Below are 15830 nucleotides of genomic sequence, written 5' to 3' on the forward strand. Positions count from 1 at the left end.
AGGAGTTAGTGGGTGAGCATCGCGGGCATACGCTCCAACCGAGGTGACGGCTACCAAACAATGGTGGCGTTTGATTGGGCATTGACAGTTCTATCCGATCCGGGATGTCTTTGGCTTGAGATCGACTCGACAACGTATTCGGTTGACGATGTGGTAGTCGGCAAAGCCGACGGCACTCTGATTGCCTGTCAGTGCAAGAAAAATCAAATCCATTTCAAGGCTTGGTCAATAGTCGACCTTGCGGACGAGCTTGACAAAGCATCCTATTTACTGGGCAATAGCCAGAACTCCGAGGTGCGCTTCTATTCACGCAACAATTTTGGCGACCTCGCGAAATTGAGAGAACACAGCTCGACTCAGAATGATGAAGTCAGTTATCGAGCGAGTTTAGGCAAGGAGCATCAAGCAACAGATAAGGCTTTGGCGGCGCGGCTTGCCACATCCGCACCCGGCCTTTCCTCCTACGAATTCCTGCGCCGCACAAAATTTGTGACTAGTGATGAGATGGATCGAATGGTCGATCTGCTACGCGAACGCTTGCGCAACATGGCGAGCAACCCGGATGCAGCGTTCGATGCCTTTTGGACACACCTGGATCAGCTCGGCGCACGCATGGAGGGCACCAACACATCCGCCACTCGGCACCGATCAACCAAAGACGATCTTAAGGCCATTCTTCATAAAGCTGGAGCCATGCTGGCTCCTCCGATGGATATTTCAGAGGTGCGCTTGTCATTTGCCGATACCTCCGCTATTGGCAGATCATGGCGGAGAGATATTGCGGGGCAGCGGATTTCCATTCCAACCGTGAACGAGTTGCTTACCGCGATCCATGCAAAGAAGCGGGCTATCTTGCTCACTGGGCTCCCCGGCTCCGGAAAGACCTGTGTAATGCTCGCGTTGCAAGACGCTTTGGAGCAACGAGCGCAGACCTGTTCAGGCGTTGCGCCACTCTTCATTCAATCACGTGAATTCGTCGACTTGGCTACGGCGCAAGATCGGCAATCCCAAGGCTTGCCTGAGCAATGGATCGAAAAAGCCGCCCGTCTGGCTGAGAATGCGCATGTAATTGTGGTCATGGATTCGCTGGATGTGCTGTCCATCGCTCGCGAGCATCGGGTGCTGACCTACTTTTTGGCGCAGATAGACCGTTTACTATTGGTTCCAAATGTCACGGTGGTTACTGCCTGTCGCGACTTTGACAGGCACTACGACCGTCGAATTGCCGAAAGGAAATGGGATTGCGAATTGACGTGCCGGCCTTTGGACTGGGATGTTGAAATTGCGCCAATGCTCGACAATCTCGGGATAGCAACCGCCTCTATCGATGAGGTTACTCGCGAACTGATAAAGAATCCACGCGAACTGGCATTGTTCGTCGAGTTGGCACAACGCGAGGGCAGTTTCAATGTGGTGACCAGCCAAGCCTTGGCCCAGCGCTATCTCGACACTATCGTGCGTGCCAATGGCGCACTGGGGGATGCGGCAATACAAGCGATCGAAGCTATTGCCTCGGACATGCTTAATTTACGCAGCCTAGCTGTGCCATATCAACGTTTCGACGCATCGCAAGAAATCCTCCGGGAGCTTTGCAGCCTTAATGTGATGCAAGAAACTCAGGATGGGAAGTTAACGTTTGGGCATCAAACCTTACTTGACGTATTGGTCATCAGTGGAGCGGTTCGCAGTGGCGTCACACTTAATAAATTCATTCAAGGCCTGCCACCCGTTCCTTTCGTCCGTCCCAGCATCCGGAGTTTTGCGGCCCAGTTGGCGCTGGGCGAACGTCGCGAGTGCAGGAAGCAGCTACGCACTGTTTTGACGGGTGACGCAGCCTTTCATATCAGACGCTTGGTTGCGGAATCATTTGCAGAGCAGAAGCCCCATGACGATGACTGGCCCTTTATACGCGACTTGCGCGAAAAGCACCGCGACGTATTCCAGGTAATCTATGGAGCCAGTGCAACTGAATGGCACCATTTCTGGTTAAAGCATCTGGTTCCCGACTTGAAGAGCACACGGGATGCCGAGGGGATGACAAGGCATGTTTATCGAGTAGCGCAATGGGGAAACGCAGATGCCATCGGCGTGCTGGCGTTATGGACAGAAGCGCTATCACTGGATTGGCTGGACAGCAATAGTATTGCAGAGCAGCTTGGATTTCACCTCTCCGGGATTAAATCTGACAATATTGCACTGGTTGTTCCGCTACTTGAGCGGCTGCTCGATCTGCCGCGCTCCGAGCACAGTCCCCTTGGAAGAGTTATCGCACGTTGTGTAGCAGCAGGTGTGGCGGATGACTCGCTACTTTGGCGCTATATCGCAGATGAAATTCGCGACGATAACTTACTTGAGTTCAGGTTCGATAACAAATTACGTTGCAATTCTCACGAATTCGGCGACGGGGAGGAAAGCTTCATCCGTCAACGCATGGAACAGTCCACAACATTGCTGGATTTAGCCTTAGAATCGATTGAGCTGTGGAGCAATTTTCGGTCCTCGCGCCATGGAGAAACAAAAATCGGTTACCGGCATGGTTTTCTGGGCGAAACCTCATACGAGGATACGCACAGCCAGAGAGATATGCCGCATGCGGACAGCATGAATATCCTGTTTGATGCGCTTGAGGCGGCCATCATTCATCACGCAATAATAAATTCAGATTGGTGGCAAAGTAACCGCGAACGCCTATTTTCTAGTCAAGAAGGGGCACTACTGTACTTTGCAATCCTCGCATGCACTGCATCACCTGAAGCCAACGTCGATTTGACGGGCCGCATGTTGCGTGACAAGAATTTATTGGAATTTGAACTCTCCTACGAATTGGGAATATTGATTAAATCGACATTTGCCTTACTTGATACTCGAACGCAAGATGCTGTGACGGCGAATATCTTGACTTTATGGAGTGATGAGGCTTCAGATGGCGCCAGCCGCCCCTGGATATTGAAACAACGAGCTGAATTTATTGTCGCAATCCCTTGCCACCAGCGCTCGCCAGAAGCACAAGAAGTGTTGGAAGCATATGAGATGAGAGCCGGCGCACTGATTCAGCAGCCGAATATACGCTCGCGTGGCGGCTGGGTAAGAGCGCCGTTTTCATATGAGATATTTCTCAGTTCAAGTAATACCGGGGTATTGCGCCTGTTGTCACACTACACTGGTCATGAAAGTGGTTTCGATGACTTTCTGGCTGGTGGTGAACGCGAGGTTGGCGGGCAACTGCGAGAAGCTTCATCTCTTCATCCCGCGCGATTTTTGAATTTTCTGCATAACTATTGGGCAGATATTCCAAAGCGGTTCCGGGATGACATCATGGACGGCGCGGCTACTTATCTGGCTCATCGTTATGGCAATTTGCAACCCAGCGGAACATGGAAGCCTATTGAAGAACCCGATGCTTCCGTCTTGGCAAGCCTTATTCTTGATGGACTGGAAAGGCATCCGAAGCACTGGCTGCACCAGCGTTCCGCAGCTAAAGCGCTGGAAGCCTGTTCGAACGTCATATACGACGCAAAAAATTCCGAACGGTTGATTTTTCTTGCAATAGGCTTTGGAAGCCTTCATGAAGACGACCCCATAAAGGGAGACAACGTCGACATGATCTCCATAGGAATCAATATGATAAAGGGGGATGTTGCCGAAGGCCTGATGATCCTGGCGAATAATCTACATGAACACGGCAATGAATTTCCTGAACTACTGGTTCCTACCTTGCGCCGTTTCGCTAGTGACGAACACCCTGCGATTCGTGCGCTGATCCTGCGCCGCTTGCCGTACATGCAGAGTAAAGCTTTTGATCTTGGCTGGGATTTGTTTCACTTAGCTATGAAGGATGCGAAGGGACTTTGGAAAATCGCGGAGCCCTGTCTTTATTACGCCTACCATAGTCATTTTGAAGTAGTGATGCCTTTGCTTTCGCGCCTTCGTAGCGAGGGTAGCGGAAAAGATCTAAAAACATGGGGACGCATTTCAGCGTTGGCGGCCATGGCCCGGAAAATCGAGTTTGCCAAATTATTGGAAGATTTTGGAGTAATTAATAGAACGGAGGCCTGGCAGGGGGCGGCCACCGTTTGGACAAACATTGAAAACGCACGGCAGCACCGTGAGCAATGCCTTTCAGGTCTGGATGCAGGCTTTAATTCTGGCGCCACTCATGCAGAAGCAGTGGCGGAGCAGATGGGGCATCTTTTCTCCGACAAGTCAGCCTTGATTTCTGTTCCGATAGAGCTGATTCGACGTTGCTTTGATGTATTCAAAGAAGACAAGAACAAAGAGAGAAGACATCATCGCCTCTCCGGGCTTCACGAATGGCTCAATGCGACCTCGCAGCGCGATCCCGAACAAGCCCTAGCTGTAACTGAGATTTACCTAGCCTATGTCAGTCATTGCAAGCCATATCTATATGACCATGAGAATAGTCTTACGCAACTAGTGACCCGTCTATTTGCTGAAGCAGAAGAACGAGAAGAGTCCGACTACGGCGCGATGCTGCAACGTGTGGTGATCGTACAAGACACACTACTTTCGCTGGGAGTCAATGGTGTGGCCGATTGGTTGAAGGCCGCCGAGCGTCCATGACCACAAACAAGTTCATCAGTTCGCCTTTGCGGCGCTTGGTGTGATGTTGACCATCGGCTTTTCCATGTCTCCGGCGTCTCGGTTGCGGGACGCGCACTCAATGATAGCCGCCTCCACGCCAGGGCTTACCGCCAGACTCCGGGTTTAGCCCTTGCGCACCGCGTCCAACCGGGATTCCAGCGCCGCCAACACGTCCTTTGCCTCGACATACCCGCCCGATCGGCGGGCCTTGGCGCGGGACGCCAACGCACGCGCGACGAACGCTTCCTGGTGCTGACGCGGCGACATCTCGCCAAGCACGGACTGCTCGGCGAAGCCGGAGGCAGCTTCGCCTTCATGCGACACCGCCTCGGGCGCTCCGCAAACCGCGGGATCACGCTTGCATCGCAGTTGGGAAGGCGACGTCATCGTGCTCGCCAGCATCGGCAGACAGCGCTACGCACTTCGATCCCACCGAAACCAGCACTCTGGCGCATCAGCCCATCCCGCGTTGCTTGGCTCCCTGCTCTTGCGCCAGCGCTTGGTCCTGCGCCTGGCTCTGTGCCAGCGAGCGCGCATCGAGCGCTTGCAGTTGGGCCAATGACTGTTCCACTGGCGTATTGACCGCCACCTCGGTCGGCATGTCGGCACGCAGATGCGCCGGGTTGCTCGGCTCGCCCTGCACGACGAACACGGTTGCCCCCGCCGCGGCACGCGGCGTCTGCTCGCTCAGCAGCACATGGTCGATGCGCTCCAACCCGTGCTCCTTTGCCAGGTGCGCGAGGCTGGCGCTCATGCGCTCGCTGTGTTCGTCGCTGGCCCTGCCCAAGCGCGCATCCAACTGCCCGACCAGGGTGCTTGCCTGGGCGTGCAACGGGTGCGGCGCTGCCTGCTGTGCCGGCTCGATCTCCGCCCGGGGCTGCCCGCCGTACGGCGGCGCTGCGGGCCGGCCCTCGGGGCGATGGTGTTCCGGCGGCCCTCTCCCGTCCTGCTGGGCCGGTCCTGGCCTGGCGCCTTCCTGCTGGTGTCCATGGTCGCGCTGCTGTTCCCTCACCGGACCTGGCGTCGTGCTGGTCAGCACATATTGCCACCGCGTCTGCGCAGGATTGCCCTGAACGGCTTGCATGAACGTGTCGTAGTCGTCCGCATGTATCGTCTGGCAACCAGCCGAATCGGTGCTGCCGCGCGATCCGCGGTGGATCTTGAACGTGTCGTTGAGGTCTTGCACGCCGTTGACGTCGGCCCGATCGAACCAGCCATCGGCGTTGCTGTCGCGCTGCACCATGCCACGCCCTGCCGCGATGGCGGCTTGGCTCGGCCTAAGCGCGTCTTCCAGTGCCCCGCCCGCTATGGGATTGGGATGTTGCGCCATCTGCATCTCGACCGTGCCGTCACGCAGGCGTCCCAGGTCGCGAATGCCGTCTGCGTTTACATCGTCGCCCTCGATCTTCCTGGGCCGCGCAATGTCCTCGAAACCCGGGGATGGATCCAACCTGCGGGTTTCTCGCCCACCGTCGGCAAACGGACGGTTGCCGGTACTACCGGCGTGGTGATCGTACTGTGCGGTGGGCTCGGTGTTGGCCCGGTCGGATTCGACCACGTGCGGCGTGCCGTTGGCATCTTTCCACAATACGACCAGGCGGTCGTTGTAGATTCCGCCGCCACCACGCGACTCATCACGTGGCGTGGCTGGATTGTCTGCGCGCCGCTGCGCGGGATGAGCGGCATTCTGCATGGTGTCGAACGTCGAGTTTTCTTGCCGCAGGCCCAGGATGACTCTCTGCCCCGGCGTCGCCAGCGCCTGATCGGCTGCTGCATTTCCACGCGTCTGCGCGATGCTGGCATAGACGTCGTACTTTTGACCGTCGGAGAGCGTCGCAATCTCGGCATGCGCGGGGAAACGCGGCTCGCTCGTTCTGGCATTTTGCAGGCGCTGCAACACCTCTCCCGCATTGGGGCTAGGAGGCGCTGCACTATAGCCCGCAAGACTGCGCTCGGCACTGGTGCCGACATAGCGATCCAGGCTTTCCTGCACCACCTCCGGCTGCCCTTGCCGCTGCCGCTCCAGCAGTGCCAGCGCCTCAGCGGGACGATTGGCGTTGAACAGCGCAGCGACTTCGTCTGCGCGCTCCCTGATATTGAATTCTACTACCCGAGCCATCATTGCTCTCCATGCATCGACTAAGGGGTAACGAACCGATCGCCCATCTTGTCCAGTGAGCCGGAACATTCCGGCTCACCTTCAGGGACCGGACGACACGGCCAGTGCAAGCGGTCGACCTTGTCGGTCAACGCGAACCGTCGGCCTTTCCACACCAGGAAGCCGAAATGCACATAGGCCCAATCGTTGTAGTAACGGGGATCGTCGGCCAGCGGCGCATCAGGATCCAATTCGATCACCCAGCGCAGGACGGGAACCGTCCACAAGCGCGACGTATCTAGCAGCGGAATCGGTTCCGCATAGGGGTCGTAGCGGCGGATCTCTGCCTCGCTCAAGGTGGGCGCGGCAGGAAGAACCTGGTCGCTGACGTCAGCCAGCTTGCCATTTGCAGCGAAGCGGAATGCGCGCACTCCAGTGCCGCCCTGGCACTCCAGCGCATGCGCCGTGCACGCCACGCCCTGCACCAGATAGACGGTATCGCGCGGATCGGGCGCCTCGAACGAACGCACCCAGAACGTTTCGGTGGCCAACATGAAATCCGGACGTTTGCCCAAACCGGGCGAAGCAACATATGCCGCGTCGTCCAACGCCTTGAGCCGCTCCTCCTCGCTTTCGGCCAGGTCGGTTGGCGCGAGCGACAGCACGACCTTGGCCAACGGACGCGGCGCCGGCCCGAGGCACTCGTCGGCCGGCAAGAGGACGCTGCGACCAGAAGAGTTGCGTTGCGCCCGCGTCGAACACGTTGCGCCCATGGCCCGCTCCAGAACGAAACGCGTCCACGGCTGCGGCGAGGACGCCGGCACGGCCGGGTAACGGTCCTCGGCTGCAGCAGAGGCCGGCGGAGGCGGCACAGGCGCCGTTGTCGAACGCGCGCTCTCTTGGGTGCAGCCCATGGTGACCAGCAACAGCGTCCCTGCAAAAAATCCACTGGAGCCAACGCGACGCATGTACTTCCTCCGTGTGTACGCAGCACCGAAGCAAAACGACTGGGCTTGTGGCGAGCAAGACCACTGCCCTGGCACGTGGCCCTGTCACGCTGAACGGCGCGTACCTTGGCGCACTATGGGTCGGGAAAAGACCGCATTGCAAGAGCAGTTGTAGACGAAATGCGCATCGCGCACGGACTAGCGTGGTTTGCCTAGCAGCGCCCCTGCTTGGCCTTGCCCTGTATGGCAAGCAGGCCGGCATCGGCCAGCTTGGCGGGATCCTACTGCACCGCACAGGAGCCCCCGCCCGTGGCGGCGATCGGCTTACGCCCCCGACGCCATTTTGCGGCTGCCGTACAGCACGGCCAGCACGCATTGCTTCGTACGGGAGAGCAAGACACCGGCCAGACCCGATGACGGGCGATAGAGCACATGCGAGGGCTGGGCCTTGTAGTAACGGCGGTGACCTTGTTACCCAGAATGGGTTGGTCATTACCCAATTTGGGTATCAGCGCAGGCTTGCCTGGGCCAGGGAAAGGCTCCCTGGCGGCAGCCAGCCCCACTCAACCAGCAACTGCCAAGCCTCACCCCTTCCGCCCCACCAACCACGCCTTGATCTGCGGCACCCGCTGCGCACGCAGCTTCACCCGCGTGCGGATGTCGGCAATGGCCGCGTCCGCATCCCGGCGCGACGTCGCGGCGAGGTTGCGATCGGCATAGGCCTGGATCTTGTCGACCATCTTCAGGTCGACCGAGCCGGCGCCCAGGCGCGGGTAGTAGCGGGCGCGCGAGGTGGTGTCGATCAGGGTGTCCACGCGGGTGCGGTGGGCCACGGCGAAATCGAAGGCCAGGTCCGGGTGTTCGCCTGCGACCGCCGAGATCATGGAGGCGCTGTTGGTGGCGCCGGGCTCGTCGGTCAGCGCCATGTCCAGGGCGCGCTGCGCGAGTGCGTCGTCCTTGGCGGCAGCCAGCAGCAGGTAGTCCTGGTCGCGGATCATCGAGGACGTTTCCTTCTGCGCCATCCGGTGCAGCGCGTCCCAGGTGGCGGCGTCGGCATTGCGCGCGACGATGCCCAGCACGCTGTAGCGCAGTTCCGGCGACAAGGCCGTCGGGTCGGCCTGGAACGCGGCGAAACGGCGGCGCGCTTCGGCGATCACGGTGGCGTCGCCCATGCCGCCGAGCGTGTCGATCAGGTGCGCGCGCAGTTGCTGGATCTGGGCGGAGTCGCCTTCGCGGCCGTCCCAGCCCAGCGTGGCGAATTCCGGCGCCAGCCGCGACAGCGCGTAGCGGCGCCAGGCCGCCTGCGTCTTGGGATCGTCCTTGAACATGTCGTCGATGCCGGCGTAGACCCCGGACACGGTGACCCACAGGTCCGACGCCGCGCCCACCGGCACGGTGTCGGCCAGGCCGAGCAGGTCCGCTTGCGGCTGCAGGCCGACCGTGGCCAATGCGCTGGTATCCAGCAGCACGCCGAGTTGGTCCACCACCGGCAGCGTGGCGAAGCCGGCGGTCAGCGCCTTGAATTGCGCGGGCGCGTACAGCGTGCGGTAGTAGCCCTTCTGCCCGGCGTTGACCAGCACCGGCGCGGTGCAGCCAGGCAAGTGCAGCTGCGCGCTGCCGTCCACCAGCACGCGCACTTCTTTGTCGCCGCTGCGCACGGCCACCGGCACGTGCCAGTGCAGCGGTTGCTTGTCGGGACGATCGAGGGTGTATTCGCCCTGCTCCAGGCGCACGACGGTGGTGCCGGCGTTGCAGCTAGCGGTGACCTTGATCAGCGGCACGCCGGGCTGCAGGGTGAAGTCGTGCGCAACCTGCAGGAATTGCTTGCCGGGTGCGGCGGCGTCGATTTCCTGCCACAGGTCGCCGGTGACGGCGTTGCCGTAGGCGCGCTTCTTGATATAGCGGCGCACGCCGTCGCGCCATGCCTCGGCGCCGACGTAATCCTCCAGCATGCCGATCACCGCCGAGCCCTTTTCGTAGGTGATGCCGTCGAAGGCCTGGCTGGCCTGTTCGACGGTGGCCACGGTCTGCACCACCGGATGGGTGGTGGCGTAGGCGTCGCGGCCCATGGCGGCGCGGCTGACGTAGGCCGGGCCGGTCTTGTCGATGTCCCATTCCGGATGCAGCTTGGCGGTGGTGCGTCCTTCCAGCCAGGTGGCGAAGCCTTCGTTGAGCCACAGGTCGTCCCACCAGGCCATGGTCACCAGGTCGCCGAACCACTGGTGCGCGATCTCGTGCGCGGCGGTGGTGAACACGCTCTGCCGATCGGTCACGTCCGACACCGCCGGGTCCAGTAGCAGGGAATGTTCGAAGGTGAAGATGGCGCCCCAGTTTTCCATCGCGCTGAAGAACTGGCTGCCGCCCGGCGCGGCGATGTTGTCCAGCTTGGGCAGCGGATACGGCACGCCGAAGTAGTCGTTGTATTCGCGCAGCACGTCGCGGCCGGACTCCAGCGCGAAACGCGCCTGCTCGGCCTTGCCCTGCTGGGCGATCACGCCGATCTCGGTGCCGTTGTCGCCCTTGAGCGCGGTGCGTTCGAAATCGCCCACGCTCAGGAACAGCAGGTAGGTGGACATCTTCGGCGTGGTCTGGAACGCGACGCGCTTGAGGCCATGACCGAGGTCGGTGGTCGCGGCCACGGGCATGTTGCCGACCACCATCTGCGCGGCCGGTGCGTTCACCGTCAGGTCGAAGGTGGCCTTGAAGTCGGGTTCGTCCCAGGACGGCAGCAGGCGGCGCGCGTCGGAGTTCTCGAACTGCGTGAACAGCGCGCGGCGCTGGCCGTGCGGGGTGGCGTAGTCCAGCGCGAACAGGCCGTTGGCCTGGGTGTTGATGATGCCGCTGTAGTCGATGGACAGCATGTAGCTGCCCGGCGCCAGCGGCTTGGCGAACACGAAGCTGGCGGTCTGCGCGTCGGCATCGGTGACGACCTTGGCGACCAGCGCGACCTTGGCGTTGCCGCCGGTGAGGGTGCTTTGGCCGAAGCGAATGTCGGCCGCCTGCAGCACGATGCGGTCGGTGGCCTGCAACACGTCGAGTTCGATGCGGACCTTGCCGTCGAAGGTCATCTTGTCGGCGTGAGGCGTGATCTCCAGCGCGTAGTGGCGCGGCCTGGCGGTGCGCGGCAACTGCGTGGTGACCACGGCGGCCGGCGCGGCGGCGGCGCTGGGTGCAGGAGATGCCGGCTGGGCGAACGTGCACGGCGAAACGCTGGCCAAGGCCAGGGCGATGGCGGTCGTGAGGATCTGGCGCATGGGGGCTCTTCGAAGGGGCCGGCGCAGGATACAGACAGCGTGGCGCGTTCGATGCGGCCGCCTGGAACACAGACAGCGGGCAATCAGGTCGGGGCGCCAGGACCCCGCGGTACCGATCCGACGGCAGCGGCTAGGTCATGCCAGTTGCCGGAGTTGCGCCTCGCTGGGAAAGTCGCGCACGCGAAAGCGCGGCGGGCAGAAGTCCGGCTCCTGCTGCATCAGCCCGGCGACCACCGCGACCGCCTTGTCCCAGTCCGCGACCACCACGTCCGCGTCGCCGTCGTCCTTCGGCGCGACGAAGGCGATGCGATCGGCCTTCGGCAAGAAGGTGTCGACATCGCGGGTCCAGGTCGCCAGCGAGAACTGCCGGCCGCTGCCGTCGTTCTCCTCGAACACGCGGTAGGAGGCGACGAAGATGTCGGTCTGGTTCGCGGCGTGGATCTTTTCCAGAAGCTCCTTTTGCAGGGCGTAAGCCGGCGCCTCCATCATGCGCTGCAGATCGGCCTGACGGCAGCGGTGCTCGGGCTGCGGCAGCGCGAACGGGACCATCCGGCGCGCGTCGTCGTAAGTGAAGGCCGCCGCCGAGATGCAACGGCCGTTCTCGGCCGCTTCCAGGCTCAGCTCCAGCATGCCCGCCATCGCGGCTTCGTCGCGGTCGCCCACCACCAGCAGGCAGTCGCGGGTGGGCAGCATGAACACCGGCCGCCCCTTCACCGGCACGCGCTGCAGCACGTCGGGCAGCAACACGCGGCTGGTGTCGTAGGCATCCTGCCACGCGCCCCGGAAAATGCCGGCGGCGACCTCGACGAAGCGGTCCGGCGTGGCGTCGCGCAGGTTGTCGTGGGCGATGGCCAGGGCCTCCTCGAAGGTGATGCCCCAGGTATCTTTCGGCCCGCCGAGCATGCTGGAGGTCGAATCGGGGCGGTCGATCGCCAGCAACTCCACGCAGTCCTCGCTCAGTTCGCGCACGACGGCCGTGAAAGGCGTCTCCCAGCCATGCTTGCGGACATGTTCCAGGCGCATTTCCTCGAACATGCTGCGATGGCGCACGACGGGCATCAGCATCGGCCGCACCTGCTCCAACGTCTCGATCTGGTTTTCTTCGCCGCCCTCCTCCACGAACGCGGCGGCATAGCTGCGCAGCACCTCGGCGCGGCGCTGGCGATCGGCCGCGGTGGTGTAATCGTGGTAGGCGTTGTGCAGATTGATGATGCGCCCGCGTGGCGCGACAAGGCGGAATTCGTCCGGCCGGTACGTCAGCTCCTCCCGATACCCCTGCGCGCGCAACGCCTCCTCGAACAGCTTGGCGAATGTATCCGGGCTGGGTTTGCGCGTGAGCAGTTTGTCGAGCAGTGCTGCGAACATCAGCGGCCTTCCTTGGTGGAGTGTCGTCGTGCTTGTTGCGCACAGAACGCTAGCACAACTGTAGTCGCGACCAAATGCCTGCTCTCGGCTCGCGATTCTCACTCAGCTCAGGCGCCAGCTCGATGCGCGCCAGGCTATCTGGCCAGCTTGCGCGCCACGGGACGTTTGGCTAGCTCACCTGACATGCGCTTTTCCGGATAGACGGATATCGCTCCACGCAATGGCCTTCTCGAAGGCGACCATGCTGGCATAGTGCTGCTCGGCCACGGCATCGAAGTCGGCGCAAGGCTTGTAGTGCGATTTTGCACGCGCCACCCTCGTCATGCCGCAATTCTTACTGTGGCCGCAAAAGAAGCATGGATTGAAGCCGCTCTCGCACAATCCCTGCTCTTCCAGGTTCGGCCACCAGGCCCGGCAGCGCATTCGCGAACGCAGGATTGTCCAGCAACGCTGCAAACGCGTTGGCGACCGCATGCCTCAAAGCTTCCGGCGCCACGGCAAGTTCTTCCGCCAGTTCGGCCCGCCCGTCGACGACATTGAGCACGTCCTCCAGATCGTGGCTGGAAAGAAAGTCGCCCTGACCCCGCGTAGCGAAGGCTTCGAGCTTCGTCGCGACGAACGCAACCGCTGTCACCATCCGTATGGACAAACGCTCATCCAATTCAGCTGACTGAGCGGTTTCCACGGCGTAGGCGTACCAACGATTCGAGAAGCCGAGGACCTCGGAATCCACCGGCATCAGATCGAACACCACGCCAGACTCACGATGCACCCAACGACAGACCACGCCACTTTCCATCTCGCGGGCGAAGCCTTGCGTCTGTACGCGGTCTTCGATACGACGGAACCGGGACCAGTCCAGATCCACCACCGCATCGACGTCGTAGGTAGAGCGAACGCTCTCGGCCAATGGATCTGACAGCAGCAGGCCAACGACTGCGCCACCGAGGAAGACGACCTGCTCGCGCAGTTCGCCTAGCGCAGCGGCGATCACGCGTAGATGCGGCAGGTTGGGATCGTCAGTTCGCATCGCCGAGGCCCAACCGCTGCTTGAGGTGCTTGGCAGCCAATGCGCGCTCGCGCGCGCGGCCGACGCGCAAGGCGTCCTGAAGCGCCAACAATTCGTACAAACCAGGATCGGCCAGCGCAGCGTGCGGCGCATTGGCGGATAACGGCGGCACGCCCGGCCCCTTTGCCGTGCCTTCTGCACTAGGCCATACCGGCGCCTCGCCCGTGACGCTGGCGATATCGACGGACAGCGGCGGCGCGCCGAATGCCGTGGGGATACCTCGCCGCACAGGACCCAAGGTTGCGGGAAACGCGTAGCGCACGCCGTGTACTGCGAATTCATGCAGCGCCGTGCGCACCGCCTCCCATTCGCCGCGCCCTTTCTCGAGCGCCAGACCGGACGCTATGCATCGCTTCACGCTACGGTGCACTTGCGAGGCACTCATCCGCAGCGCTTCGCCCAAGGATGCATACGTCCAGGATCGCCCTGCTTGGGCGACCTGTTTGTACAGCACCACAAGATCCTGGGGCTTGAGCTCCACACCACACCTTTATTCCATATTCCAGAATATGGAATATCTACCCTAGTGTATTGCTTTGCAAGCTTTTAGCCAAAAAAAGAAGGCCCCTTGCGGGGCCTTCCTGCGAAACTCGCTCCGGTAAGCACCGGAACGCAGGATCACGCAAACGGATCCTGCAACACCATCGTGTGGTCGCGGTCCGGGCCGGTGGAGACGATCGAGATCGGGCAGCCGGCCAGTTCCTCCAGCGCGCGCAGGTAGGCGCGGGCGGCGGGCGGCAGTTCTTCCCACACGGTGATGCCGTGGGTGTTCTCGGTCCAGCCGGGGAACTCCAGGTACACCGGGGTGCACTCTTCCCAGCCCTGCGCGTCCAGCGGCGCGTACTCGGTGCGCTTGCCGCGGTATTCGTAGGCGATGCAGATCTTCAGCTTCTCCATGCCGTCGAGCACGTCGAGCTTGGTGATGCACAGGCCGGAGATGCCATTGATGGCCACGGCGCGCTTGAGCGCGACGATGTCCATCCAGCCGCAGCGGCGCGGGCGGCCGGTGGACGCGCCGTACTCGGCGCCGCGGTCGCGGATGCCCTGGCCCACTTCGTCGTCCAGTTCGGTCGGGAACGGGCCGCCGCCGACGCGGGTGGCGTAGGCCTTGGCGATGCCCAGCACGTAGTCGATCGCATCGGCGCCGACGCCGGTGCCGGCCAGCGCGCCGCCGACGGTGGTGTTGGAGCTGGTCACGTACGGATAGGTGCCGTGGTCGATGTCCAGCAACGCGCCCTGCGCGCCTTCGAACAGCACGCGCTTGCCCTGCTTGCGCAAGTCGTGGAGGATGCCGGCCACGTCGGACTTCATCGGCTGCACGTATTCGCCGAAGGCCAGGGCCTCGTCGAAGGTCTTCTGGAAATCGACCGCGTCCACGCCCAGGTACTTGGTCAGCACGAAGTTGTGGTAGTCCAGCGCGGTGCGCAGCAGTTCTTCCAGCTGCGGCGGGTAATGCAGGTCGGCGACGCGGATGCCGCGGCGCGCCACCTTGTCTTCGTAGGCCGGGCCGATGCCGCGGCCGGTGGTGCCGATGGCCTTGCCGCCGGCGGCCTTCTCGCGGGCCTGATCCAGGGCGATGTGGTACGGCATGATCAGCGGCGCGGCCGGGGAGATCTTCAGGCGCGAACGCACTTCCACGCCCGCTTCCTCCAGCTCGCTGATTTCCTTGATCAGCGCGGCCGGCGAGATGACCACGCCATTGCCGATCAGGCACAGCGCGTCTTCGCGCAGGATGCCGGACGGGATCAGGTGCAGGACGGTCTTCTTGCCATTGATGACGAGGGTGTGGCCGGCGTTGTGGCCGCCCTGGAAGCGCACGACGGCGCCGATTTCCTCGGTGAGCAGATCGACGATCTTGCCTTTGCCTTCATCGCCCCACTGGGCGCCGAGCACGACAACTGACTGACCCATGGCTGGGTAACTCCTGGTTTGCTGCGCGACCATCGGGGCCGCACGGGTGTGGTGGCCATGCACGGGTCTTGCCGGCGCCGGCACGGCCGCTCCATCGGGGAGCGTCCAGGCGGCGGCAGACCCTTACACGGAAAAAGCCGGTCGAGGCGCTCGTGTGGAGCGGGCCCGGCCGGCTTTTGTGCATTATCCGGGTTTTGGGTGACGGTCACCACCCCTTGCGTGGCCGCGTTCAGCGATCTGCCCGATCCGCGCGATCGGATGTGGGATGCGGGTCAGGCGCGGACCCACAGCAGCGCCAGCAACCCTATCGCCAGGGCCACGCCGCCGGCGATGCGCAGCTGCGCGGCCGGCATGGCCAGCAGTTGCTGCACCATCCGCTTCCAGGCCTCCGGCGCCACCAGCAGCACCAGACCTTCGAAGACGACGACCAAGCACACCGCTGCGATCAGATCGTGCATGGGGGTGCCTTGAGCGGGGGATGGGTTGAGCGCGTCAGCGCTGGCGCGCTCCGAAATCTGTAGGAGCGGCTTCAGCCGCGACAGGTTCTACGGATACAGGCTCTACGGATACAACCTGTCGCGGCT

At 62.0% G+C, this 15830-nt stretch carries 11 protein-coding genes; 1 reads left to right on the plus strand and 10 read right to left on the minus strand.

The window, feature by feature from the left end; genetic code table 11:
- The first annotated feature begins 12 nt into the window (after positions 1-12).
- Complete coding sequence (locus AB3X08_RS15930) at positions 13-4581, plus strand: AAA family ATPase (protein WP_369933800.1); 4569 nt, start codon at positions 13-15, stop codon at positions 4579-4581.
- A 144-nt stretch (positions 4582-4725) separates the two neighbouring features.
- Here the strand turns inward: AB3X08_RS15930 and AB3X08_RS15935 are convergent, their stop codons facing one another.
- The 10 genes from AB3X08_RS15935 to AB3X08_RS15980 all read right to left on the minus strand — a co-directional run bounded on the left by AB3X08_RS15935 (position 4726) and on the right by AB3X08_RS15980 (position 15704).
- Positions 4726-4989, minus strand: a complete 264-nt coding sequence (locus AB3X08_RS15935) for a hypothetical protein (RefSeq protein WP_369933801.1) — start codon at positions 4987-4989, stop codon at positions 4726-4728.
- A gap of 67 nt (positions 4990-5056) precedes the next feature.
- Complete coding sequence (locus tag AB3X08_RS15940) at positions 5057-6724, minus strand: XVIPCD domain-containing protein (RefSeq protein WP_369933802.1); 1668 nt, start codon at positions 6722-6724, stop codon at positions 5057-5059.
- A gap of 17 nt (positions 6725-6741) precedes the next feature.
- Positions 6742-7668, minus strand: a complete 927-nt coding sequence (locus AB3X08_RS15945) for a hypothetical protein (RefSeq protein ID WP_369933803.1) — start codon at positions 7666-7668, stop codon at positions 6742-6744.
- Positions 7669-8231: 563 nt separating this feature from the next.
- Entirely contained in the window at positions 8232-10901 is a 2670-nt protein-coding gene (locus tag AB3X08_RS15950; protein WP_369933804.1) for a M1 family metallopeptidase, read from the minus strand.
- 135 nt (positions 10902-11036) lie between these two features.
- On the minus strand, positions 11037-12266 hold the full coding sequence (locus AB3X08_RS15955) for a hypothetical protein (protein WP_369938553.1): 1230 nt from the start codon (positions 12264-12266) through the stop codon (positions 11037-11039).
- A 174-nt stretch (positions 12267-12440) separates the two neighbouring features.
- Positions 12441-12590, minus strand: a complete 150-nt coding sequence (locus AB3X08_RS15960; RefSeq protein ID WP_369933805.1) for a hypothetical protein — start codon at positions 12588-12590, stop codon at positions 12441-12443.
- Positions 12591-12600: 10 nt separating this feature from the next.
- On the minus strand, positions 12601-13296 hold the full coding sequence (locus tag AB3X08_RS15965) for a hypothetical protein (RefSeq protein ID WP_369933806.1): 696 nt from the start codon (positions 13294-13296) through the stop codon (positions 12601-12603).
- The gene (locus tag AB3X08_RS15970) at positions 13286-13816 is read right to left on the minus strand and encodes a MarR family transcriptional regulator (protein ID WP_369933807.1); all 531 of its coding nucleotides are present in this window, start codon (positions 13814-13816) and stop codon (positions 13286-13288) included. Before AB3X08_RS15970 ends, AB3X08_RS15965 begins: the two co-directional genes overlap by 11 nt.
- A gap of 137 nt (positions 13817-13953) precedes the next feature.
- The gene (locus tag AB3X08_RS15975; RefSeq protein WP_369933808.1) at positions 13954-15246 is read right to left on the minus strand and encodes an adenylosuccinate synthase; all 1293 of its coding nucleotides are present in this window, start codon (positions 15244-15246) and stop codon (positions 13954-13956) included.
- Positions 15247-15518: 272 nt separating this feature from the next.
- Entirely contained in the window at positions 15519-15704 is a 186-nt protein-coding gene (locus AB3X08_RS15980) for a DUF2065 domain-containing protein (protein WP_369933809.1), read from the minus strand.
- Positions 15705-15830: the final 126 nt, after the last annotated feature.

Source organism: Xanthomonas sp. DAR 34887 (genome assembly GCF_041245805.1).
Lineage (GTDB): Bacteria > Pseudomonadota > Gammaproteobacteria > Xanthomonadales > Xanthomonadaceae > Xanthomonas_A > Xanthomonas_A tesorieronis.

Bases quoted from the DNA above. Each gene is read 5' to 3' on its own strand.
- AB3X08_RS15935 (WP_369933801.1), bottom strand. From the start codon at position 4,989: ATGACGTCGCCTTCCCAACTGCGATGCAAGCGTGATCCCGCGGTTTGC.
- AB3X08_RS15940 (WP_369933802.1), bottom strand. From the start codon at position 6,724: ATGATGGCTCGGGTAGTAGAATTCAATATCAGGGAGCGCGCAGACGAA.
- AB3X08_RS15945 (WP_369933803.1), bottom strand. From the start codon at position 7,668: ATGCGTCGCGTTGGCTCCAGTGGATTTTTTGCAGGGACGCTGTTGCTG.
- AB3X08_RS15950 (WP_369933804.1), bottom strand. From the start codon at position 10,901: ATGCGCCAGATCCTCACGACCGCCATCGCCCTGGCCTTGGCCAGCGTT.
- AB3X08_RS15955 (WP_369938553.1), bottom strand. From the start codon at position 12,266: ATGTTCGCAGCACTGCTCGACAAACTGCTCACGCGCAAACCCAGCCCG.
- AB3X08_RS15960 (WP_369933805.1), bottom strand. From the start codon at position 12,590: ATGACGAGGGTGGCGCGTGCAAAATCGCACTACAAGCCTTGCGCCGAC.
- AB3X08_RS15965 (WP_369933806.1), bottom strand. From the start codon at position 13,296: ATGCGAACTGACGATCCCAACCTGCCGCATCTACGCGTGATCGCCGCT.
- AB3X08_RS15975 (WP_369933808.1), bottom strand. From the start codon at position 15,246: ATGGGTCAGTCAGTTGTCGTGCTCGGCGCCCAGTGGGGCGATGAAGGC.
- AB3X08_RS15980 (WP_369933809.1), bottom strand. From the start codon at position 15,704: ATGCACGATCTGATCGCAGCGGTGTGCTTGGTCGTCGTCTTCGAAGGT.